19 protein-coding genes are annotated in these 22371 nt (G+C 73.9%); 9 read left to right on the top strand and 10 right to left on the bottom strand.

What is annotated here, in order from left to right:
- The first annotated feature begins 243 nt into the window (after nt 1-243).
- Nucleotides 244-1131 carry a squalene/phytoene synthase family protein gene (locus WME85_RS03350; RefSeq protein ID WP_437835237.1) on the top strand — a complete coding sequence of 296 codons (888 nt, stop codon included), beginning with the start codon at nt 244-246 and terminating at the stop codon, nt 1129-1131.
- On the opposite strand, the gene WME85_RS03345 is transcribed toward WME85_RS03350, so the two are convergent.
- The 3 genes from WME85_RS03345 to WME85_RS03335 all read right to left on the bottom strand — a co-directional run bounded on the left by WME85_RS03345 (nt 1119) and on the right by WME85_RS03335 (nt 4614).
- Nucleotides 1119-1487, bottom strand: coding sequence for a response regulator (locus WME85_RS03345; RefSeq protein ID WP_437835236.1), 369 nt, complete (start codon nt 1485-1487; stop codon nt 1119-1121). The genes WME85_RS03350 and WME85_RS03345 overlap by 13 nt on opposite strands.
- Nucleotides 1484-3625: a HAMP domain-containing sensor histidine kinase gene (locus WME85_RS03340; protein ID WP_437835235.1), complete on the bottom strand. Its 2142-nt coding sequence runs from the start codon at nt 3623-3625 to the stop codon at nt 1484-1486. Before WME85_RS03340 ends, WME85_RS03345 begins: the two co-directional genes overlap by 4 nt.
- Nucleotides 3626-3903: 278 nt before the next feature.
- Nucleotides 3904-4614, bottom strand: a complete 711-nt coding sequence (locus tag WME85_RS03335) for a glycosyltransferase family 2 protein (protein WP_437835234.1) — start codon at nt 4612-4614, stop codon at nt 3904-3906.
- 220 nt (nt 4615-4834) lie between these two features.
- On the opposite strand from WME85_RS03335, the gene WME85_RS03330 reads away from it, so the two are divergent.
- The gene (locus WME85_RS03330) at nt 4835-5407 is read left to right on the top strand and encodes a hypothetical protein (protein ID WP_437835233.1); all 573 of its coding nucleotides are present in this window, start codon (nt 4835-4837) and stop codon (nt 5405-5407) included.
- 4 nt (nt 5408-5411) lie between these two features.
- On the opposite strand, the gene WME85_RS03325 is transcribed toward WME85_RS03330, so the two are convergent.
- Together WME85_RS03325 and WME85_RS03320 are read right to left on the bottom strand one after the other, a co-directional pair.
- On the bottom strand, nt 5412-5849 hold the full coding sequence (locus WME85_RS03325; RefSeq protein ID WP_437307581.1) for a rhodanese-like domain-containing protein: 438 nt from the start codon (nt 5847-5849) through the stop codon (nt 5412-5414).
- A 32-nt stretch (nt 5850-5881) separates the two neighbouring features.
- Nucleotides 5882-7111 (bottom strand): DUF1015 domain-containing protein, encoded by a 1230-nt coding sequence (locus WME85_RS03320; protein ID WP_437835232.1) that lies wholly within the window; start codon nt 7109-7111, stop codon nt 5882-5884.
- A 235-nt stretch (nt 7112-7346) separates the two neighbouring features.
- On the opposite strand from WME85_RS03320, the gene WME85_RS03315 reads away from it, so the two are divergent.
- Nucleotides 7347-9005 (top strand): helix-turn-helix domain-containing protein, encoded by a 1659-nt coding sequence (locus WME85_RS03315; protein ID WP_437307579.1) that lies wholly within the window; start codon nt 7347-7349, stop codon nt 9003-9005.
- Nucleotides 8998-10521 (top strand): glycosyltransferase family 39 protein, encoded by a 1524-nt coding sequence (locus WME85_RS03310; protein WP_437835231.1) that lies wholly within the window; start codon nt 8998-9000, stop codon nt 10519-10521. The genes WME85_RS03315 and WME85_RS03310 overlap by 8 nt, the downstream gene beginning before the upstream one ends.
- Here WME85_RS03310 and WME85_RS03305 read toward each other — a convergent pair.
- The 3 genes from WME85_RS03305 to WME85_RS03295 form a co-directional block, all read right to left on the bottom strand.
- On the bottom strand, nt 10505-10771 hold the full coding sequence (locus WME85_RS03305) for a hypothetical protein (RefSeq protein ID WP_437835230.1): 267 nt from the start codon (nt 10769-10771) through the stop codon (nt 10505-10507). The two genes, WME85_RS03310 and WME85_RS03305, sit on opposite strands and share 17 nt — an antisense overlap.
- 22 nt (nt 10772-10793) lie before the next feature.
- Nucleotides 10794-11045 carry an addiction module protein gene (locus tag WME85_RS03300; protein ID WP_437835229.1) on the bottom strand — a complete coding sequence of 84 codons (252 nt, stop codon included), beginning with the start codon at nt 11043-11045 and terminating at the stop codon, nt 10794-10796.
- A gap of 243 nt (nt 11046-11288) precedes the next feature.
- On the bottom strand, nt 11289-12314 hold the full coding sequence (locus WME85_RS03295; RefSeq protein WP_437835228.1) for an OmpA family protein: 1026 nt from the start codon (nt 12312-12314) through the stop codon (nt 11289-11291).
- Between the two features lie 163 nt (nt 12315-12477).
- Between WME85_RS03295 and WME85_RS03290 the strand changes: the two genes are divergently transcribed.
- The 3 genes from WME85_RS03290 (at nt 12478) to WME85_RS03280 (ending at nt 16214) form a co-directional block, all read left to right on the top strand.
- Nucleotides 12478-13458 (top strand): LysM peptidoglycan-binding domain-containing protein, encoded by a 981-nt coding sequence (locus tag WME85_RS03290; protein ID WP_437307576.1) that lies wholly within the window; start codon nt 12478-12480, stop codon nt 13456-13458.
- Nucleotides 13455-14690: a serine/threonine-protein kinase gene (locus tag WME85_RS03285; RefSeq protein ID WP_437835227.1), complete on the top strand. Its 1236-nt coding sequence runs from the start codon at nt 13455-13457 to the stop codon at nt 14688-14690. The genes WME85_RS03290 and WME85_RS03285 overlap by 4 nt, the downstream gene beginning before the upstream one ends.
- 69 nt (nt 14691-14759) lie before the next feature.
- Nucleotides 14760-16214, top strand: coding sequence for a choice-of-anchor D domain-containing protein (locus tag WME85_RS03280; RefSeq protein ID WP_437835226.1), 1455 nt, complete (start codon nt 14760-14762; stop codon nt 16212-16214).
- A 3-nt stretch (nt 16215-16217) separates the two neighbouring features.
- On the opposite strand, the gene ftsH is transcribed toward WME85_RS03280, so the two are convergent.
- Nucleotides 16218-18077, bottom strand: coding sequence for an ATP-dependent zinc metalloprotease FtsH (ftsH, locus tag WME85_RS03275; RefSeq protein ID WP_437835225.1), 1860 nt, complete (start codon nt 18075-18077; stop codon nt 16218-16220).
- A gap of 176 nt (nt 18078-18253) precedes the next feature.
- Between ftsH and WME85_RS03270 the strand changes: the two genes are divergently transcribed.
- Complete coding sequence (locus tag WME85_RS03270) at nt 18254-19204, top strand: DUF58 domain-containing protein (protein WP_437835224.1); 951 nt, start codon at nt 18254-18256, stop codon at nt 19202-19204.
- Nucleotides 19201-21306, top strand: coding sequence for a VWA domain-containing protein (locus WME85_RS03265; protein WP_437835223.1), 2106 nt, complete (start codon nt 19201-19203; stop codon nt 21304-21306). Before WME85_RS03270 ends, WME85_RS03265 begins: the two co-directional genes overlap by 4 nt.
- 82 nt (nt 21307-21388) lie before the next feature.
- Here WME85_RS03265 and panB read toward each other — a convergent pair whose 3' ends face one another.
- Entirely contained in the window at nt 21389-22336 is a 948-nt protein-coding gene (gene panB / locus WME85_RS03260; protein ID WP_437835222.1) for a 3-methyl-2-oxobutanoate hydroxymethyltransferase, read from the bottom strand.
- Between the last annotated feature and the right edge of the window lie 35 nt (nt 22337-22371).

The following is a 22371-nucleotide window of genomic DNA, read 5'->3' as shown; positions in this document are numbered from 1 at the left end:
CAGGTGATCCAGGTCCTCGTGATGGGTCACGGCCGTCATCATCCATGACCGCACACGAGCCCGGGGCGACACTGGCGACAGGCACAATCAACGGCGGCACGCGTTCTCGTGAAACCTATTCACCCCCTCTCTCCTGGACTGCATTGCGTACCCGCCTCGGCGCCGGTGTCGGAGCGGACTGCATACCAGCCCATCTCAGCGGTCGTCGGTTCATCGCACTATCGCGCCCTGTCTGACGACGCCTTGAAGGACGAGGACAACGCCGCCTGGGTGCTCGGCCTTGCGCCCGAGGTGAAGCAGGCGTGGCTCGAGCGCATCCGCTGGATCCGCATCGTCGACCGCCTCGCCGAGAACGAGCGCATCGAGCCGCACGAGCAGCGCTTCAGCCGGTTCATGGAGGCGTGGCGGCTCGTCCGTTCACGCGGGTTCGTCGATCCGAGCTGCCCGTTCGCGAGCGAGCTCTCGGCCATCCGCGCGCTGTGGCTCCGGGACGCGGGCGGCCCGGATCGCGGCGCCGCGCGCGAGCGGCGGGAGCAGGACGACGTCGAGCAGCGCTCGCTCGCCGCCTGGGACGCTTACCTGCTCGCCCTCGCTGACTACCACGCGCCCGGGCTCCTCATCCGCACGATGAAGGAGCACGACACGATGCTGATGCGGCTGTCGGGCCATATCTTCCAGCTGGTTCCGTTCCTGACGACAGAGCACTGGGACGCAGCCGGCGAGTTCGGCCGGCTCGATCAGTTCTTCAACAACCTCAGGGACATGCAGGAGGACGCCGATCGCGGCCTCTGCTATCTGCCCGAGGAGGAGCTCGCGCGTCACGGCGTCACGCGCGCACAGGTGATCTCCGGACGTTGCATCGGGACGCCCGGGTACGAGCGCCTGATGCGGTCCTGGCTCGACGAGGTCATGCCGGCGCTCTACGCGCGGGCTGCGCCGTTCATCGACGCGCGCGGCCTCCACCCCTCGCTCCAGATCATGAGAGCGTGGAGCCTGCGCCGTTATGCCCGCATCACCCGCGTGTTCCGCGCGACCGGGTTCGATTACCGCCGGTTCCCCGCGCGGTACTGGGCCGAGGTGCGGCGCGACCTCGCCGAGCGCCGGCAGCTCCCCCGCGCTCACCCTGTGTAACGCCTCACGGTCGAGAGCAGCGCGTCCGGGTCGAACGGCTTGCCCAGCCACGCGTCGGCGCCCACTTCGGCCGCCCGCCGGTGCGCGTCCGCCGCGGCGGTGAGCACGATGATGGGCGCCTGTCGCCCGTGCCGGACCTCGAGCTCGCGGGCGAACTCCGGTCCGTTCATCACCGGCATCTTCATGTCGAGCAGGATGAGATCGGGGATGTCGTTCTCCAGCTTGGCCAGCGCCTCACGGCCGTTGCACGCGATCTTGACCCGATAGCCTCCCTCCTGGAGCACGAGGGAGATGAGCGCCACGAGGTCCGCGTCATCCTCCACGAGGAGCACCGTCTTTGCGTGTCTGCAGCTCATCGTCGGTCGACCGTGGGGGCCTCGCTGCTGAGTGGAACGGTGAAATAGAACGTGCTGCCCTTGTCCTCCTCGCTCTCGAACCAGATACGGCCACCGTGACGGGAGATCATGTCCTTCGCAAGGAACAGCCCGATCCCCATGCCGCCGTAGTCGTGTCGGGTGTCCGTGTGCGCGCGGAAGAAGCGCTCGAAGATCCGCGCCTGCTTGTGGGCCGGGATGCCGACGCCCTGATCGCGCACCGACACGATCGCCTCGAAGCTCGGCGTCGAGCCCCGGCGGTGCGAGAAGAGCGCGGCGTCGCAGAGCGACGGCCGGGACACCGGCGCGCGCTCCGCCACGGCGACGCGGACGTCGATGTCGCCGCCGTCCGGCGAGTACTTCACCGCGTTGTCGAGCAGGCTCGCGAGCACCTGGCGCAGCCGCTCCGGATCGGCGCGCACGACGGGCGGCCGCTCGGCCCCGAGCGACAGCCGCACGCGGTGCCGGCTCGCCGACTTCGCGGCGCGATCGACCGTCTCCTGCAGGAGCGCCCCGAGGTCGACGTCCTCCTCGGAGACATGGAGGACGTCGAGCGAGACCTGCGAGATCGCCAGGAGATCGTCGACGATGCGGTTGATCCTGTCCGCGCCGCGATCGATGGCCTCCAGCATCTTGCGGCGGGGCGCCGGCAGGTCGGTCGTGTTGCGCAGGAGCGCGAGCGCGTAGCCCTTCATGATCGCGACCGGCGTCTTGAGCTCGTGCGCGCCGACCCGGATGAACTGGTCCTTGACGAGATCGAGCTCCATGAGCTCCGTCACGTCGCGCGCGACCGTGACGGCGCCGAGGATCGTCCCGCACTCGCTGCGGATCGGCGCCGCGCTGGTGCGCAGGAAGACGTCCCGGCCCGCGCGGCCGCCCGCGAGCACCTGCTCCTCCTGCACGATGGTCTCGCCGGCGAGCGCCCGCACCATGGGCAGCTCGTCGCGCGTGAAGGGGCGGCCGTCGCTGTGGCGCATGCGGCTCAGGTCCATCACCTCCTCGACCATCCGGCCGACCTGCTCGGAGCGGCCCGACAGGCCGAGCAGCCTGAGCCCCGAGGCGTTCAGCATCGTCAGCCGGCCCTGGCGGTCGCACGCGAACACCCCCTCGACGAGGTTGTCCAGCACGGCCCCGAGCTGCGCCGCGCGCTGGGCCGCGTCCTGCAGCAGGCGCTCGCGCTCGGCCAGGTAGCTGCGCATGCGCCGGGACGACTCCTCCAGGCGATCGACCATCGCGTTGACGCCGCCCGCCAGGGCGCCGATCTCGTCCTTGAAGTAGACGGGGATCCGCTCCAGCCGGTCGACCTCGCCGCGCCGGACGATCGCCTGGATGACCGCGGCGACCTGCTGGAACGGGCCCGCCAGCGCGCCCGCGAGGAAGCCCGCGCAGACGGGCGCCCAGGTGACCGCGACCATCGAGAAGATGGCCAGCGTGAGGTTCAGGCCGGGCTTGGCCGGCTCCGCCGTCTCGCCGAGCACCATCGCCGCCATCCAGCTCGTCGGCGCGATGGCGAGGCAGGCGCCGAGGATCACGAGGCGGACCGCGAGCGAGTAGCCCTTGCCCGGCACGGAGAGGCCGCGCTCGCGGGCGATCAGCGAGATGACGCCGGCGGCGGGCGAGAGCAGGCGGCCGAGGATGCTGTAGGCGAGCGGCAGCGCGGCCGCGAACAGGGCCAGCGCGAAGAGGGCGAGCGCGACGCCGCGCTGCACGCCGAGCGGGCTCTGGTCCGGCGCGATGACGTAGAACGCCACGGTGACCGGCAGGTACAGGAGCGCCCACGAGATCGCCCAGACCGTCGCGAACGCAAGCGGGGTGTCGTAGGCGGCGTTCGCCGCGGCGAGGATGAGACCCTCCGGAGGCGCCGCGGCGCCGGCGCCGGGCTCCTCGAAGCCCGCGCCGCTGCGGAGCGGGTGGCCCACGGCGTACCGACGCAGGCGCTCGATCGGGCGCAGCATGTGGACGAGCAGCGCGATGAGGCCCGCTGTCTTGACGACATACATGAGCCCGATCAGCCCGACCATGCGCGCCTGGACAGTCGAGTCCACGACGCCGAGGAGCCGCAGGTGAGCGACCGGGACAAGCAGGCTATACGGCAGCTCGATGCCGAACGCATAGGCCACGACCCGGGGTGTGAACGAGCGAGTCCGCGCCCTCCCCAGATTCCAGACTCTGAACCAGGCGGCTCGGCTGATCGCCACGTCCGTCACCCCCCCTGTTGAAGCATGGCTCCGGGGTCCGCGCCTGCGGGGCCCTACGCGCCAGGTCGATGAGCCAGGTCGCTAGACCAGGCTTGCTATGGAACCAACGCGCGAGTTGTCGACCTTTTTACGCGGGGGTTCATGTCGATTCACGCAACTCGCGCATTCCGTCCTGGCCTGGGCGTGCTGCGATTTCCCGATCAACTCAGGCGCTGCCTTATGGCGCTCCTGGCGATGAGGAAAAGAATGGTGAGCACGTGGCGAGCGCGGAGGCCGCTCGCCTCACCGCGGTAGACGGGGCGCACGCTGACCTCGCGGACGCGGAGCCGGCGCGCCGCGAGGGCGGCGAGCAGGTCGTTCGGATATCCATAGCGGGGCCAGAGGCTGTCGAGGTCGAGCGCGTCGATCGCCCGGGCCGAGATGGCGGTGTATCCGCACTGGCTGTCGGAGAGCGCGTCGAGCCCCGCCGCGCGGCGGGTGAGCGCCGCGAGCGCCGCGGTGGCGGCGAGGCGCTGGAGGGGCATGACGCGCCACACGTCGGGGTGCCGCAGGCGATCGCCCTTCACATAATCGGCTTCGCCCGTGGTGATCGGGGTAACGACGCGCGGGAGGTCGCGCGGGTCCATCTGTCCATCTCCTGCCATGACGGCGACGGCGGCGGCGCCGAGGGCGCGAGCGCGCCTGTAGCCGGCGACGATGGCCGCGCCGACGCCGCGGCACGCAGGGTGCACGAGCACCTCGAGGCGCTCGTCGCCGGCCGCGCGCGCGATCTCGGCCGTGCCGTCTCGGCTGGCGTCGTCCACGACGATCACGTGGTCGACGAAGGCGGGGACCGCCCCCACGGCCTCGGCGATCCAGCGCGCCTCGTCCCGCGCGGGGATGACGACTGCGACACGCGCACCGTGGAGCACGCCGGTTCGTAGCGGAAGGCGCGGTCCCCGGCAACGCGCTCGGGGCGGCGGCAACGCGCTCGGGGCGGCGGCAACGCGCTCGGGGCGGCGGCAATGCGCCCGAGGCCGCGGCGAGGCGCCCGAGGCCGCGGCGAGGCGCTCGGGGCGGCGACGCGAACCGCTGCGCGCCGGAGCGTGGTAGAGGGAGCGCCCCTCGGCTCCACCCCCACGTTCGTCGACCATGCACCGCCGTACCGTCATCGCACTGGGAGTCACCGCCGCCGCGTGCGGGCTCACGGGCTTCACCGTCGTCCGTCAACCCAAGGAGACGACGCCTGAGGGCGTGTATCTCCGCATCGCGAGCGCGATCGGCCGCGGGGACGTGCGGGCCACGTTCGCGGCCCTCGACGATCAGGCGCAGCACGCCTGTCACGCGATCCACGATCACCGCCAGGAGGCCAGCGACCGGATCCAGGGCAGCTATCCGGAGCCGGAGCGGTCGAAGCTGCTCGCCCTGTACCGGGCGCACGCCGAGGCGCAGGACGGCGCGGACGTCTGGGTCGAGATGTCGACGCGGCTCGGCTGGATCGCCCGCCTGCGCCGGGACCTCTCCGGCGTCGCGCGCGTGGAGGTGGACGGCGACCGCGCCGTCGTCGAGACCGCGCGGGGGGCGCGCTACCTCTTCCGGCGCCGCGACGGCGGGCTCTGGGGGCTTTCCGTCTTCACCGCCGAGCTCCTCGCCGAGGCCGAGCGGGCCGCCCGCGACGGGGACGTCGTGGAGCGCGCGGCGCTCGACTACGACCGCGCGCGCTGACGCCCTACCTGCCGGCCTTCTGCCGGAGCTCGGCGTACGACGCGCCGGGCGTGGTCGTCTCGACCGGCAGCCCGGCCGGCCCCCACCCCCGCTCGGTCAGCGCGCCGAACGCGTCGCGCGGCCCCTCGAAGCCGGCGCGCTGATCGATGACGGCCGTGTAGCCGGCCGACACCATGGCCTCGGCCGCGCGCATCGAGCGCTGTCCGGACCGACAGCCCACGACGATCTTCGCGTCCTTGGGGTACAGGGAGCAGACCACATCCAGGAAGTCCGGGTTGGGCTTCATGCCGCCGGCGCCGGCGTGCAGGAGCGGCACGTTGTGCGCGCCGCTCGGGTGGCCAGCCGCGTACTCGGGCTCGCTCCGGACATCGAGGTAGAGATACCCCTCCTCGTCGATGAGCCTCTTCGCCTCTCCGGGTGATACGCGCTTGATGTCCGCCATGCGCGCAGTCTACCCCCGGCGGGGCGCGCCCGTCAGAACGTATGCACGAAGAGCCCGCTGCGGAGCTTCGGCTCGAACCACGTGCTCTTCGGCGGCATGAGCAGCCCCGCGTCGCTGACCGCGAACAGCTCGCCGATCTGCGTCGGATAGAGGAGGATCGCCACCGTGAACGCGCCCGAGTCGACGCGCCGCTCGAGCTCGGCGACGCCGCGGATGCCGCCGACGAAATCGACGTGCTTGTCCCGCCGGGGGTCGCTGACGCCGAAGACCGGGCCGAGGATCTGATCCTGGCAGATCGAGCAGTCGAGCGAGGCCACCGGGTCCTCCGCGTCGAACGAGCCCGGGCGGACCTTCGCTGTGTACCAGCGGCCGCCGAGGTAGAGCCCGAACGCCTTCGGGCCAGCCGGCGTCGCGGCCGCGCCGTCCTGGACCGGCGCCGGCGCGACGTCGAGCCGCTCGCCCAGGGCGGCGAGGAGCGCCTCCGGGCCGCGGCCGGCGAGGTCTCGCACGACGCGGTTGTAGGGCATGATGTTCATCTGGTCGTGCGGGAAGACGACGGCCAGGAAGACGTCGTGCTCGCCGCCGTCGCCGCGCAGCTTCCGGTGGACGCGCGCGGCCGCGGCGCTGCGGTGGTGCCCGTCGGCGACGTAGAGCGTCGGGATCTGCTGGAAGCGCTCCTCGACGTCGGCGGTCGCCGCGCGGCCGAGGACCCAGAGCTTGTGCTCGACGCCGTCGGCGGTCGTGAAATCGTAGATGGGCGGCGACTGCGTGGCCTGCGCGACCGCGCTGTCGATGCCCGCGTCGGCGCGGTACGTGAGGAACACCGGCTCGTCGTGGGCGCCGAGCTCCTCGATGTGGCGGGTGCGGTCGTCCTCCTTGTCCGGGCGCGTCTTCTCGTGCTTCTTGATGACGTCCTGCTCGTACTCGGCGACCGAGGCGCAGCCGACGACGCCGATCTGCCGGTGCTCGCCCATCTTCTGGGCGTAGAGGTAGAGGTGCGGCTCCGGGTCCTGCGCGAGATCGCCGGTGGCGATGAGGTCGGCGAGGTTCTGCGCCCCGCGGGCGTAGACGGCGTCGTCGTGCTCGTCCGTCCCCTCGGGCAGGTCGATCTCGGGGCGCGAGACGCGGAGGAAGCTGTGAAGGCCCCCTGACGCGAGGGCGCGCGCCTCGGCGGTGGAGATGACGTCGTACGGCGGGCTGGCGACGCGCGCCGCGTGCGCCTGAGGGGGACGGTAAGCGCGGAAGGGTCGGACGGTGGCCACGGCGAGCGCCTAACCCGGCGGCGGGGGCGCGTCGAGGCGGCTCTGGCGGGCGGCGCTGAGCGCGCGCGGCGGGCAGCCCGCGCGGCGGCCGGCGCGCGGGCCGGGCGACGGCGGCGCTGATGGCGGCGCGCGGCGCGTGCTAGGAGGGACACGCCCGCTCCCGGGCAGCTCGCCGCGCCGCGCTTCGACATCGAACATCGAACACCGCACACCGCACACCGCGTCACGAGGAACCTTGTCCAGCTCCGGTGAGTCCTACCCCCCGTCCCGCTTCTCGACCCTCCCGCCCGGCTCGGCGGACGACGATCTCGCCCTGCCCGGAGAGGCCCATTCGTTCTCCACGTCGCGCTCCCGCCGCGTGATCGCCGTGGGCGGCGGCCGCGGGGGCGTCGGCAAGGCGACGCTCGCGGTCAACCTGGGGGTGTACTTCGCGCAGCTCGGGCGCGACGTGATCATCATCGACACCGACGCCTACAGCCCGGGGCTGCACGCGGCGCTCGGGATCGAGGCGCCGCCGCTCGTCACGCGCGAGGACATCGAGGAGGGCAAGGCCGAGCCGATCGCGACCACGGTGCCCGGGCTCCGGCTCGTCCCGACCGCGTACGACCCGATGACGGCCACGCCGCTCCGGCCGAGCCGCGCCGCCTACTGGATGAAGATGATCCAGGAGCTCGACGTCGACTACGTGATCGTCAGCCTCGGCGCGGCGACCGGCTCCTCGACGCTCGATCTCTTCCTGCACGCCGACGTCGGCATCTGCGTGACCACGCCCGAGCCGCTCGCGGTCGAGCACGCCTACCGCTTCTGCCGCGCGCTCTACCAGCGCACCTTGCGCCGGGCGCTCATGAAGGAGCGCTTCAAGGTCCGCCTCGTGGAGAAGGTGGCCGCCTCGCTCCCGGCCCTCGCGACCCCGCGCGACTTCATCATGGAGGTGAAGCGGTTCGACGAAGGGGTCGCGTCGCTCGCCGCCGCGCAGCTCCCGCGGGTGACGCCGCACCTCGTGGTCAGCCAGACGCGGCACCGGTCGGACCTGGAGCTCGGCCCGGCGATGAGCGCCGTGTCGCAGCGCTTCCTCGGCATCTCGCTCGACTACCTCGGGCACATCGAGCACGACGACGCGGTGTGGCTGACGGCGCGGCGGCGCCAGCCGCTGCTCATCGACAGCCCGACGTCGAAGAGCGCGCGCAACCTGGAGCGCGTGGCCCGGCGCATCCTCGCGCTGCTCGCCGCGCGCGACTCGCGGCCGGCCGAGGCGCACGCGCGCGCGCTCGCCGCGGCCGCGAAGGGGGCCGCGCCGGCCACCCTCTACGAGGCGCTCGGCCTGGCGCGGACGGCCGCCGACGACGAGATCCGGCGCGCCTACAAGCGGCAGCGCGACACCTACCGCGAGGGGAGCCTGCCGGTGGTCAGCGTGCTCAGCCCCGCGGTGCTCCAGAAGGAGCAGGCGCGCATCGAGGAGGCGCACGACACGCTCCTCGATCCGGTGCGCCGCCGCGCCTACGACCTCTCGACCTACCCCGACGATCCGCGCATGCCGCTCGGCCCGGCGCGCGCCGAGAACGCCGCCGCCGCGGCCGAGCTCGCCATGCTCCAGGCCGAGCTCGCGCGCGAGATCAACGCCGAGACGCAGTTCAGCGGCGCGCTGCTCCGCAAGGTGCGCGAGTCGCAGGGCGTCGAGCTCACCGACATCTCGCAGCGGACGAAGATCTCGCTGGCGCACCTCCAGGCGATCGAGAACGAGTCGATGGGCGACCTGCCAGCGTCCGTCTATGTACAGGGATTTATTCAGGAAATCGCGAAATACCTGCGGCTCGATCCGGCCCAGGTAGCGAAGACCTACATGCGCCGCCTGCGCGAGATCTCCGCCGGCACGCGCGCGAAGCCGCATGGCTGAGGCGGCGCGCGCCCGCGCCGAGGCGGCGCGAGACGGCCTGGGCCCGGCGAGCGCGCGCGCCGGCGGAGATCTCGTGTTCTCGGCCATCGCGTTCGTGCTCGCGCTGCTGCCGCGGCTCTACGTGGCGATCGCGTGGGCGCGCGAGCCGGTGTGGGACGGCCATTACTACGACTTCGGCGCGCGCCGGATCGCCGCTGGCCTCGGCTACTCGGACGATCTCATCGTCGGGGGCCAGCCGGTGTGGCACCCGTGGTGCCACTATCCGGTCGGCTACAGCGGCTTCCTCGGCCTTGTTTACAGGGTGTTCGGCGCCGGACCGCACGTGGCGACGGTCGCGAACGCGGTGACCGGCGCGCTGCTCGTGGTCGTGGTCCACCGCCTGGCCCGGTACGCGACCACGCCGGGGCGCGCCCGCGTCGCGGCGCTCCTCGCGGCGCTCTCGCCGGGGCTCATCGTGTACGCGGCGCTCCTCATGACGGAGCCGCTCGCGGCGCTCGGCCTGGTGACGGCGCCGTGGCTGCTCGCGCGCGACGCCGCGCGCGGGCGCGTGATCCGCGGGGCGGTCCTCGCGGGCGTGGCGCTCGGGCTGACGGCGCTGGTGCGGCCGCAGAGCCTGCTCTGCGCGCCGGCGCTCGCGCTGCTGACGTGGCGCGGCCCGGGCGGGGTGGCCGGCGGGGCGAGCGCGGCGTGGCGGCGCGGCGCGCTCGCGGCGGCGCTCTCGACCGCGACCGCCCTCGCCGTGGTGGCGCCGTGGACGATCCGGAACTGCCGGGTGATGGACGGCTGCGCGCTCGTCTCGACGAACGGCGGCTGGAACCTCGCCATCGGCGCTTTCCCGCGCGCGACGGGCCGCTTCGAGACGCTGCGCGCGGGCGACGGCTGCCCGATCGCGCGCGGGCAGGTGGCGCAGGACCGCTGCTGGATGGCCGAGGGGCTCAGGTGGATCAAGAATGATCCAGCCCGCTGGCTGGCGCTGATCCCGAGGAAGCTGAGCTTCACCTTCGATCACGAGTCGTTCCCGATCGGCTATCTCGGCGAGGCGAACCCCGCGGCGTGGCCCGAGGAGCGGCGCGCGGCGGGGCGGCGCGTGCTCACGACGTCGCACCTCGGCCTGCTCTCGGTCGCGGCGCTCGGGGTCGTGGCGCTGCCGCGGCTGCGCCCGTGGCGGGCGCTCGCCGCGCAGCTCCTTGCGCTCGCGGCGGTGCTCGTGCTCGTCGCGTGGGGGGTGGTCGGCGACGAGCACGCCTTCTGGCCGCTCGCGGTGGCGATCCCGGTCATCGCGGCGCTGCCGCTGCCGGGCCGGCCTGCGAACGGGGGAGTCGTCGGCTATCTCGCGTTCGCGGTGGCCTCGGTGGCGCTGACGCACGCGGTGTTCTTCGGCGAGGACCGCTATCACATGGTCGTCACGCCGGCGCTGTGCGTCCTCGCGGCGTGCGCGCTGCGGCGGGGGGAGACGGCGCCGGCGGCGGGGCGCCGAAGCGGCCTCTCGACGGGGCAGTTCAGAGAGCGCGGCTGAGCCAGTAGAGAGGGCGGCGCTTTGCGTGCGCGATCGCCAGCACGAGCAGGTGCTCGGCGCGCACCTCGAACGCGATCACATAGGGGAAGCGGTCCAGGACCGCTCTGCGGATGGGCAACGACGCGGCAGACGTCGCCGGCCAGCTCGGGAAAGCCCCGGGGACCTCTCCGATCCTGGCGAGCGCCGACGACACCTCGGCGACGAACTCGTCGCCGAGGCCGGGGCGCCGCTCATCGTACCAGACAGCCACGGCACGAAGCTCCCCGTGCGCCTCAGGATGCAGCTCGACGCGCACGACGCACCTGGAGCTCCATCAAGAGATCCGTTCGCGCGGTGTCCCAGTCCACTGTCTGGACGTTTCCCTCCGCTACCTCGCGCGATCGGCGCTCCAGCTCACTCGCCCACGCCGCCGCAGCTTCGTCCTCGTCCAGCTCCTCCAGGCTGGAAAGCAGCTCTTCCGCGAGCCGAGCTCGCTCGTGGCGGGGTAGCCGGAGGATCTGCGCGAGGAGCTCGTCGCTGGACATTCACCGAGCATATCACGGTCCAGGCCCACCGCCGCCGCCGGCTCCCGGACCACGCTGCGCTGCCGGCGTCGAGGTGTCTCGCCGTGCACGCGCAGCGCCTCCTCTGCATGAAAGGCGCTGCGCGCCCCCGCGAGCGCCCGATCGGGGTGTCAGGCGAGGAAGGGTGCCTTTCGGCTGTATTGCCGCGCTGGCCGGTGCGTGATTCCGTTCATGGCAGCGCATCGATTGCCCGACTCACGCCCTTCAGGGCGCCTTCACCGCTCCCGCCTCGCCCGCTGCCTTCCCCGTTTCCCGCACCTCTTCCGGCTCCGCCACCAGGCTGATCTCGATTCGCCGGTTCTTCGCCCGCCCCGCCTTCGTGGCGTTCGTCGCCGCCGGCGCGAACTCCCCATATCCCGCAGCCGACAGGCTCCGCGGCGCCATCCCCTCCTCGATCAGCGCCTTGACGACCGCCACCGCGCGCGCCGCCGAGAGCTCCCAGCTCGACGGGAACCTCGCGCTCTTCCCCCTCGTGCGCCCGTCGTCAGCGCCGTCGTCGGTGTACCCGGCGACCTGGAACCTGCGGTCCGGCATGGTCCGGAGCACCCTCGCGATCTCGACCAGCACCGCCCGGCCCTCCCGTTTTACGTCGGCCTTCCCGGCGTCGAAGAGCACGTCGCTCGGCACCTCCACCAGCAGCTGCCCCCCGCGGAGCCCGACATGGACCTTCCCCGCGTGGACCATGCCCTGGAGCCGGGCCACGACATCGCGGATCCCGGCCGCCCGCGCCTCGGCCGCCGCCTGCTGGCGGCGTAGCTCGTCGAGCCTGGTCCGCGCCTCGGCGAGCTCGGCCGACAGGCTGCCGCGCTCGTTCGCGAGCTGGCCCACGCTCTGCCCGGCGCTCCTGAGCCGCGCCGACAGCTCCTCGTTCATGGCGGCGAGCTCGTCCAGCCGCCGCACAAGCCCGGCCTCCGCCGTCGTCGCCTCGGACAGCCTCAGCTCGCGCGCCCGGAGGTCTTCCTCGATACGCGCGAGCTCTGCCTCGAGCGCGGCGACCTGCGCGGCCCGCTGCGCCGCCTCGGCGCGGGCGCTCTCGGCCTCGGCCCGGGCCTTCTTCCCCTCCTCGCGCTCTCTCTGGATCCCGGCGCGCGCCTCGTCATAGAGCTCCTGCCGGACGAGGCAGCCCGGCGTCGCCAGCCCGAGCACGCCGATCGCGAGCAGCCGCGCCGCGGCGGGCGACCGCCGCGAGAACCACGCCGGGACCCTGCCGGCCATTGTCGTGTGTCTCATGGACCGGCCGACTCTGGCACGAAACGGCCGGCACGACGAAATTGCGGGCGCACCCCGCTCGTGCTCCGCCGCGCACCCCGCTCTTGCTCCGCCGCGCGCCCCGCTCTTGCTCCGCCGCGCGACCCGTCGCACAAGCCCACGAACCCCTGGTACCCTCCGCCCCGTGAGCTCTCGGCGAACCTGGCCTTCCGTGGGCGCCCTGGCCGCGACGTTGCTGGCAGGCAGCGCCGCGGCGGCGTTCCCGCACGTCGTCCGCGAGGGCGAGACCCTCGCGCAGATCGCGGAGCGCACCTACGGGCGCGTGCAGATGGAGCAGGTGCTCGTCGCCGCCAACGCGCTCGACGCCGGCGCCGGCGTGCCGATCATGCCCGGCCTCCGGCTGGAGGTGCCCGCGCTGGGCCACCACCGCGTCACCGCCGGCGAGACCTGGGCGATCCTCGCGGAGCGGCTGCTCGGCGCCGCCGACCGGAGCGACGTCCTCGCGCTCTCGAACGACACCTATCCCTGGATCGAGCCGACCGACGGGCTGGAGATCATCGTGCCGTACAACCTGCGGTACGTCGTCGGCCAGAACGACACCCTGCTCACCATCGCCTATCGCTTCCTCGGCAAGCGGGACAAGGCGTGGATGCTCGACAAGTACAACCACCTCAAGCAGGACCCGCTGCGCCGCGGCATGGTGATCCTCGTGCCGCTCACGGATCTGCCGCTCACGACGCAGGGCAAGGCCGAGGCCGCGAGCGCGGGCGCGCTCGTGCGCTCCGAGGGCGCCGGCCGCGCGCGCGAGGCCCAGCGCCGCGTCGACGCCGAGCTGCCGCAGCTCGCCAGCGACGTGCGGAGCGGCCGCTACATCGACGCCGTGGCCCGGGCGAACCGCCTGCTCGGCTACGGCGACCTCGCCCGAATGCAGATCGCCACGGTGCACCGGCACCTGCTCGAGGCCTACGTCGCGCTCGACGCGACCGGCCTCGCCGAGACCGCCTGCGCCGCGTGGCGCGAGTCGGATCCGACCGCGCGGCTCGACCCCATCGAGCTGAGCCCGAAGATCGTGCGCGCCTGCACCTCGTCGACCGATCTGCACCTCATCGCCCCCCCGCCGGACCCCGCGCCGCCGCTCCCCGCGGACGCGGGGGTCGCGCGGTGATCTCGCCGGAGCCCACGCCCGATCGCCTGCCCGCGGGGCACCGCGTCGCGTCGCGCTACACCGTGGAGTCGGTCATCGGGGAGGGCGCGTCCGGCGTCGTGTACAGCGCCGCCCGCGACGGGGACGGCCAGCGCGTCGCGCTCAAGGTGATCCACAAGCACCTCTCCGGCACGCCCCAGATCTTCAGGCGCTACCACCGGGAAGCCGCCATCCTGAAGCGCATCGAGGGCCCGCACGTCGTCCGGATGCTCGATTTCGTCGAGGAGGGCGGGCTCCTCGTGATCGCGCTGGAGCACATCGACGGCAGCTCCCTGGAGGAGCTCCTGCGCGAGCACGCGCCGCTCGAGATCGACCGGGCGACGGAGATCGCCCTGCAGATCTGCTCCGCGCTGGAGACCGCGCACGCGGCGGGCGTGGTCCACCGCGATCTCAAGCCGGCCAACGTGCTCATCGAGCGCGCGGTCGCGTCGCCGGACGGGCACGCCGGCGCCGCGCCGTCGCCGCTCGCGGGGCGCGTCCGCGTCGTCGATTTCGGGCTCGCGAAGGTGGTGCACGGCGAGCAGATGACCACCGGGCTCACCGAGCAGGACATGATCTTCGGCACGCCCGAGTACATGGCCCCGGAGCAGGTGCGCGGAGAGGAGGTCGACCCGCGCTGCGACATCTACGCGCTCGGCTGCATCCTCTACGAGATGGTCGTGGGCGCCGTGCCCTTCAGCAAGCGGACGCCCATCGCCGTGATGACGGCGCAGATCACGGAGCAGCCGCTGCCGCCGCGCTCCGGCAAGCGCGACGGCCTCATCTCCGCCGGCCTGGAGGCCGTCATCCTGAGGGCCCTCGCCAAGGATCGGGCCGAGCGGTACCCGAGCGCCCGGGCCTTCGCCGACGCCCTGCGCGCCTGCCGCGAGCGGCGCGTCGTGGGCCACACCCCCGCGGGCCTCCAGGGCGCCACCTCGATCACCGAGCTGGAGCTCGAGCGGACCGGCCTCGATCACGCCGCGGCCGCCCAGAACGACGTTTCCACCTCGGACGTCGCTCACCAGGTCCCGCCCCGCGAGAGCGCGGTGGTCCGGGTGCAGCCCGAGGGCAGAGCCGCGGTGTTCAGCGAGGCGCGCGGCGATGGCAGGGCGACGGCGGGCGGCACCTCGCGCGAGCGTATCCTGTGGACCGTGGTGGCCATTCTCTGCGCGGCCGCTGGAATCGCGGTCGGCACGCTGTTCGGGGCCCGTTAGGCGTCAGCCACGCCGCCATCCTGGAATGCGGTGATGGCGTGGAGCGCCCGGATCGTGGTAATCGCGATCATGCGCTCTCTGCGGTCTGGCGACGCTGTTCTCGGGGCCTTCTCCTCTGCCCGGCGCCGGAGAGCGCGCGCTCCTTTCTGCACCGCCTGCACCGCCGCCGCGCTCACCCTCCTCGTCCCCGCCGCCGCTTCGGCCTACGACTCGCTCGCCGCGCCGTGCCCCGACGCCCCGCTGCTGTGCGAGCGGGGAGCGGTCGCCTTCCAGCGCAGGGAGGCCATCCCGCTCGAGCTCGACTTCGAGACAGGCTGGGTTCCGCCGAGCTCGCCGCTGCAAGTGAACCTCCGGGCCGCTGTCTACGCGAACACCCAGGTATCCCTGAGCGGCGCGCTCGAGGCGTCATGGCCAGAGGCGCTCTCGCTCACGGCCCCCGGCGACGAGGGCGGGGGCGATTTCAGCTGCGATTACGGCCTCGACGTCAGCGCCCAGGGGCGCGTCAGCATCTCCGTCCTCGGCCAGGACTTCGACTGGACAGGCGATATCCCGTACGTGCCCCAGATCGACTTCCAGGTGCACACGCGCGACGAGTTCGACGCCTGGGGCTGGGACCCGGGCATCACCCTGGCGAGCTCGACCGATCTCCAGCGGCTCGCGTCCGTCTCCCTCGGCGACATCATCGGCGGCTCGATTCCCGGCATCGACGGCAGGTTCGAGCTCGATGTGGCCATGGACGTCACCGCCCGCTACGTGACGCACCGCGTGGCCATCGAGACGCTCGATCAGGCGACGGTGAGCGGCGGCGACATCACCTCGGAGCAGGGCGTCTCGTCGATGGAGTACCTGGGCGGCCCGTCGGTCGAGCTCAATGTCCGCCCGGAGGGCTCGGTCCGGTACGACGGCACGCTCCACCTCATCCCCGCGTTCAGCGTCAGCCTCCTGGGCCGGGATTGGTCGATCCCGATCGCCGATATCCCGCTCGCCTTCCCGCTCACCGAGCGGGCCTGGGCCTTCGAGAGCGAGCGCGTCCACGTGCCCCTCCCGGACCTCGCGCTCGACAAGCAGGAGATCGACTTCGGCGCGGTCGAGGTCGGGCAGGCCAACGTGGAGCTCGTCAGGCTGTCCAACGCCGGGGAGGCGCTGCTCGACGTCGCCGTGACGACCGACGGCGCTTCGAGCTTCGAGCTCGCGGACCCGGCGCTCGAGATCGACCCCGAGACGACGGTCGACTTCGCGATCAGCTTCGCGCCGGAGGCCGCCGGCGAGTTCACGGCGACGCTCCTCGTCGCGTCGAACGATCCGGACGAGCCGGAGCAGGTGATCACCGTGAGGGGCACCGGCGTGGCCAGGCCGGTGGAGCAGCCCGACGACGTCGAGCCCGCGGACCAGGACGGCGGCTGCGCCTGCCGCGCGGCCGCGGGCGCGCCGCGCGGCGGTGCGGGCGGCGGGGGGTGGGCGGCCGCCGGGCTGTCGCTCGCCGCGCTCGCGGGCTGCCTCGGGCGCCGTCGCCGCGCGGCCTGAGCCTCAGGCCGCGCTCGTCGACCCGACGGAGATCTTCCGCCGCGTCGACACGGCCGTGATCCGCTCCAGCTCCTCGCCGCGCAGGGTCTCCTTGAGCACGAGCGCCTCCGCCGCCGCCTCGAGGCCCTCGCGGCGGTCGGCGAGCAGCTGCTTCGCCTTCAGGTACATCTCGCCGAGCCGCTCCCTCACCTCCTCGTCGACCTCGCGCGCCGTCTCCTCGCTGCAGGTGCGCTCTTCCTGGAGCACGCCGAGCATCGGCGCGCCGACGCTGCGCGCGAGCGCGGGCAGCCCGAGGCGACGGCTCATGCCGAGGCGGGTCACCATCTCGCGGACGAGCGCCGTGGCCCGCCCGAGATCGTCGTGCGCGCCGCTCGACACCTGGCCGAGCGCGATCTCCTCCGCCGCCCTGCCGCCGAGCATCACCGTGACGCGCGACTCGATCTCCTGCTCGGTGACGAGCTGGCGCTCGTCGCGGGGCACCTGGATCGTGACGCCGAGCGCGCCGATGGTGCGCGCCACGATGGACACCCGCTCCACCGGGTCGGCGGCCGGCAGCGCGAGCGCGACGAGCGCGTGCCCGGCCTCGTGGTAGGCCACGCGCCGCCGCTCCTCCGCGGTCATGATCTGCCCGCGGCGCCGGAGCCCGAGCTGCGAGCGGTCGAGCGCCTCGTCGAAGTCGGCCTGCCCGATCTCCTTCGCGCCGCGCCGCGCCCCGGCGAGCGCCGCCTCGTTGACGATCTTGGCGAGGTCGGCCCCGACCATGCCCGGCGTGCGGCGCGCCACGAGCCCGAGGTCGACGTCCTTCGCGAGCGGCACCCGCCGCGCGTGCACCGCGAGGATCGCCTCGCGGCCCCGCAGGTCGGGCCGATCCACGATGACCTGACGATCGAAGCGCCCGGGCCGCAAGAGGGCTGGATCGAGCACCTCGGGCCGGTTGGTGGCGGCCATCAGGATCACGGTGGTGCGCGCGTCGAAGCCGTCGAGCTCGGCGAGGAGCTGGTGGAGCGTCTGCTCCCGCTCGTCGTGGGTCGCGAGGGCGCCGAGGCCGCCCCGGGTCCTGCCCACGGCGTCGATCTCGTCGATGAACACGATGCTGGGCGCGCTCTTGCGCGCCTCCTCGAAGAGCTCGCGCACCCGCGCGGCGCCGAGCCCGACGAACATCTCGACGAACTCGCTCGCGTTCAGCGAGAAGAACGGCACGTTCGCCTCGCCCGCGACGGCGCGCGCGAGCAGCGTCTTTCCGGTGCCGGGCGGGCCGATGAGCAGGAGGCCGCGCGGGATCCGCCCGCCCAGCGACCGGTACCGCGACGGCTCCCTGAGGAAGTCGACGACCTCGACGAGCTCGTCCTTCGCCTCGTCCACCCCCGCGACGTCGGAGAAGCGCACCGGATCCTGCCTGGACCTGTCGTAGATCTTCGCCTTGCTGCGCAGGAACCCGAGCGGCCCGCCGCCCCCCTGCCCCGCCCGGCGCAGCATCATGAAGAACGCCGCGTTGATGAGCACGAGCGGCAGGAGCCAGACCGCCACCTGCGTCCACGCCGTGGGCTGGGCGCTCTTCGCCTCGATGCGGACCTCCCGATCGAGCAGCGCCTTCACGAGCGGCTCGTCCTCGACGCCGGGCAGCCGCGTCACGCGGACGCGCTCCTCGGGCCGCTGCGGGCCGCCGCGGCGGATCAGCTCGACCTCGTCGGGCTTCACGACCGCCGCGGCGACCTCGCCGCGCCGCACCTCGGCGACCGCCTCGTCGTAGGGGACGAGCGGCCGACCCGGCGGCCTGATGACCCCGGAAAAGACGAGGATCGCGGCGGCGATCAGGAGGTACCCGAGCCACGCGCGCGACGCCGGTCTCTTCTCGTCAGCCATTCCCTGGAGCTGATGTGTGGCGGGCGCCGCCGCGGCAAGCCCTCGGCCCCGGAAGAAAGGGAAAGCGAGCGGTAAAGCCGCGCGAGGGAGGGCGCCCCGGCCCGGCCGAGCCCGGCCCGGCCGCGCCCGCACGGCGAGGTGATCGCCCCCGGGATCCACGCTAAAGAAGCGCCCCTGTGCCGATCTCTCCCGACCGCGCCGCGCTCGCCGCATTTCCCATCGACTGGGGCGGGCTCGCCCCGCTCCGCCTCAAGTCGCGGGCCATCGCCGAGGGCGTCTACGCCGGGATGCACCGGAGCATCCGCAAGGGCGCCGGCGTCGAGTTCGGCGGGCAGCGGCCCTACGTGCCCGGCGACGATCTGCGCTTCTTCGATCGCCGCGCCCTGCTCCGCCACGACCGCCTCATGGTGCGCGAGTTCGAGACCGAGACCGATCGCGCGCTCTGGCTGTGCGTGGACGCGACCGCCTCGATGTCCTACCGCGGCCGGCGCGCGCCCGGCGCCAAGCTCGCCTACGCGGCGCTCGTCGCCGCGGCCATGGCCCGCGTCGCGCTCGCCACCGGCGACCCCGTGGGGCTCGCCTGGCTGGGCGGCGCCGGCACCCACGGCCTGCCGGCCATGGCAGGGCGAGAGGCGTTCGAGCGGATCGTCGGCGCCCTCGAGGCCACCTCCGCCGCGCAGGACTGGAGCGGCGACGCGGGCGCCATCGAGCGCGCGCTCGCGCCCGTCGCGAAGAAGGCGCGCCGCGGCGCCGTGGTCCTCTTGATCTCGGATCTCCTGGATCTCGCTCATGAATCCGGCGCGAACGCGGAGAGCGCGCTCTCCGCGTTCGCGCCGCTCAGCACGGGCGGCCGCACGCTGATCGCCCTCCAGGTCCTCGACCCGAGCGAGGCGGAGCTCGACTTCGAGGGCAACGTGCGCCTGCGCGCCCTCGAGGGCGGCGCCGTGGTCGAGGCCGACGCGGGCGCGGTCCGCGCGCAGTACCAGGCGCGCCTCGCCGCCCTCACCGACGTCTGGTCGCGCGCGCTCGCGTCGCGCGGCGGCCGCCTGCTCCGCGCGACGAGCGCCGAGCCGCCGACCGACGTCGTCCGCGCCCTGGTGCGGGCGATCGCCGAGGTGCGGCGATGAGCTTCGTCACGCTGGGCGCGCTGCTCGTCGCGCTGCTCGTCGGCGCGCCGATCGCCGCGCACCTCCTGCGCCGCCGCCGCGCCGAGGAGCGGCCGTTCCCGCCGGCGCGCCTGGTCCCGCCCACGCCGCCGACGGCGCGGCGCCGGAGCCTCCTCGAGGACCGCGCCCTCTTCGCCACCCGGGCCCTCTCGGTGCTCGCGCTCGCGGTGCTCGGCGCGACGCCGCTCCTGCGCTGCTCGCACCTGTCGCTCAGCCGCAGGGCCGGCGCCTCCGTCGCGCTCGCCATCGTCGTCGACGACTCGCTGAGCATGCGCGCGCGCGCGCGCGCCGGCGCGGAAGGCGTGGACAGCGCGGCGCGCGACGCCCCCTCGCGGTTCGAGCGCGCGCTCACGGCGGCGCGCGAGCTCGCCGGCGGGCTCGCCCCCGGCGACGCCGCGGCGATCGTCCTCGCGGGGGCCCCGGCCCGCGTCGCCCTCGCGTCGACGACCAACCTCGCCGCGGTCACCGAGGCGCTCGCCGCCGTGGCGCCGTCGGACCGCGCCACCGACCTCGACGGCGCCCTCGATCTCGCCCGCGATCTGCTCCGGGGGCTGCCCCAGGGCGACAAGCGCATCGTGCTCCTCAGCGACCTCGCGGACGGCGCGCCCGGCGCCCCGCCCATCTCGGGCACCCCTGACATCGCCACGTGGGTGCCGCTCGAGGAGCTCGAGGCGGGGGGACAGGACTGCGGCATCGTGCGCGCCGATCGCTCCGGCCAGAAGGCGCGCGTGCGCGTCGTCTGCACCGCCGCGCCGGCCCCCGCGCCCGGGCCGGACGGCGCCGCGGCCCGCGACGGCGGCGCCGCGGCGCCGGCGCCGTCCGACACGCGCGCCTCCGCCGCGGCGGGGCGCTCGCTCGAGGTGCGCGCCGGCGACGCGGTGCTCGGCAAGGTCGCGCTCGATGCGGCGCAGCGCGCCGAGGAGCTCTCGGTCGACCTGCCCTCCGGCACGCCCGAGATCCTGATCGCCGCGCTCACGGGCAGCGACGCGATCGCCGAGGACGACCGCGCGCCGATCATCTCGGCCGGCGGCCCGCTCTCGATCGCCGTCGTCGTCGACCCCGCGGCCACGCACGTCGAGACGGGCGGCCCGCCGCCGCTCGAGCAGGCCCTCTCGGCCCTCGACCTCGACGCCCAGATCCGGCCGCTGCCCTCGGTCCCGGAGCACGCCGACGAGCTGGCCGCGCACGCGGGGCTCATCGTCGACGACGCGCCGGGGTTCACGCCGGAGGTGCGCCGCTCGCTCGCCGCGTGGGTCGAGCGCGGCGGCGTCGCGCTCCTGACGCTCGGCCAGCGCGCGGCCGCGGCGCCGCTCGGCGCCGGCTTCGAGCCGCTGGTGCCCGGCGTCGTCCGCTGGTCGGCGTCCCCGGCGCCCGGCGTGGATCCCGCCACGGCGGGCTGGCTCGGCCCGGCCTCGGCCGGCCTCGCGGACGTCGCGCCGCGCGGCCGGGCCACGCTCGGCCCCGAGGCCTCCGAGGGCGCCGAGGTGCTCGCCCGGTGGAAGGACGGCGCCCCGTTCCTCGTGCGCCGGCCGCTCGGGCGCGGCGTCGTGCTGTTCATGACGCTGCCGCTCAGCACGGAGGAGAGCGACGTCGCGCTGCGGCCGGCGTTCCTGTCGCTGCTCGACGGCTTCGTCGGCGCCGCGCGCGCCCGGGGAGGGGCGCGGCGCCTCGCCGCGGGCGAGACGTGGACGTTCGACGGCTACCGCGACGTGAAGGTCGAGCGCGTGCGGGTCGACGCCGGCCAGGGCCCGGCGAGGCGCGAGGCGCTCCCCGTCGCGGAGGTGGAGCGGCGGCTGCGCGTCTCGCCGCCGCTCGCCGGGCTCTATGAGCTCACCCTCGACGGCGAGCGCTCGACGCGCGTCGTGTCGGTCCCGGAGCGCGAGATCGACCTGCGCCCCCGGCGCGTCGCCGACAGCGCCCGCGCGGCGGAGCTGGGCGGCATGTCCGCGTCGATCGACGCGTCGCCGTACGTGGCGCTGGCGCTGCTGTTGCTGCTCGCCGCCGAGCTGCTGCTGCGCGCGCTCGGAGCGCGGCGGGCGCCGGCGGAGGTCCAGGCCGGCTGAGGCCAGCGCCGCGCAGAGAGGCCAAAGCCCGCGCTTCTCGGGCGGCGCTTCTCGGGCCGCACCTCTCCGCGCGGCTGCCCGCTCAGTGCGTCTGCCAGTGCGCGGGCATCTCGTCCGCCGGCGGGAACTCCGGCTTGGCGGGCGCGGCGGGGACGGCGGCGGCCCGGCGCGGCCCGTTCGGCTTGAAGCTGTGCTCCACGGCGGGGAACGTGCGCGACTGCACCTCGTCCACGTAGGCGCGCGTCGCCTCGACGATCTGGTCGCCGACCTCGGCGAAGCGCTTCGCGAACTTCGGCGTCAGCTCGCGGAACATCCCGAGCAGGTCGTAGCAGACGAGCACCTGCCCATCGCAGCCGACCCCGGCGCCGATGCCGATCGTCGGCACGGACACCGCCGCGGTCACCTCCTGCGCGAGGTCCGGCGGGATGGCCTCGAGCACGATCGCGTAGACGCCCGCCTCGTCGAGGATGCGCGCGTCGGCGATGAGGCGCTCGGCCGCCTGGTCGCTCTTGCCCTGCACCTTGAAGCCGCCCATCGCGTGCACGGACTGCGGCGTGAGCCCGAGGTGCCCCATCACCGGGATGCCCGCGGCGACGATCCGGCGCACGTGCTCGGCGATCTCCTCGCCGCCCTCGAGCTTGATGCTCTCGAAGCTGCCCTCCTTCATCATCCGCCCGGCGTTCTCGAGCGCGTGCACCGGAGAGAGCTGGAAGCTCATGAACGGCATGTCGCCCACGACGTGGGCCCGCCGCGCGCCTCGCGCGACCGCGCGACCGTGGTAACAGATCTCCTCGACCGTCACCGGGAGCGTCGTCGGGTGCCCCTGCACGACCATCCCGAGCGAGTCGCCGACGAGCAGCAGATCGGCGCCGCCCTCGTCGAGCAGCCGCGCCATCGTGAAGTCGTAGGCCGTCACCATCGCGATCGGCGACGTCCCTTTGCGGGAGCGGATCTCGGGGACAGTGACCTTCGTCGAGCGCTGCGCGGGTCTGCGCGCGCTGCCGCCACCATTGCCTTGCGGACCGTACATTTGTGCCTCCGGGTCGCGGCCGCACCTGCGGTCCA

It is taken from the genome of Sorangium sp. So ce1153, from assembly GCF_051521595.1.
In the GTDB taxonomy this organism is placed as follows: Bacteria; Myxococcota_A; Polyangia; order Polyangiales; family Polyangiaceae; genus Sorangium.
The sequence above is the reverse complement of the archived record's forward strand: the minus strand, read 5'-3'. Positions and strand labels throughout refer to the sequence as shown.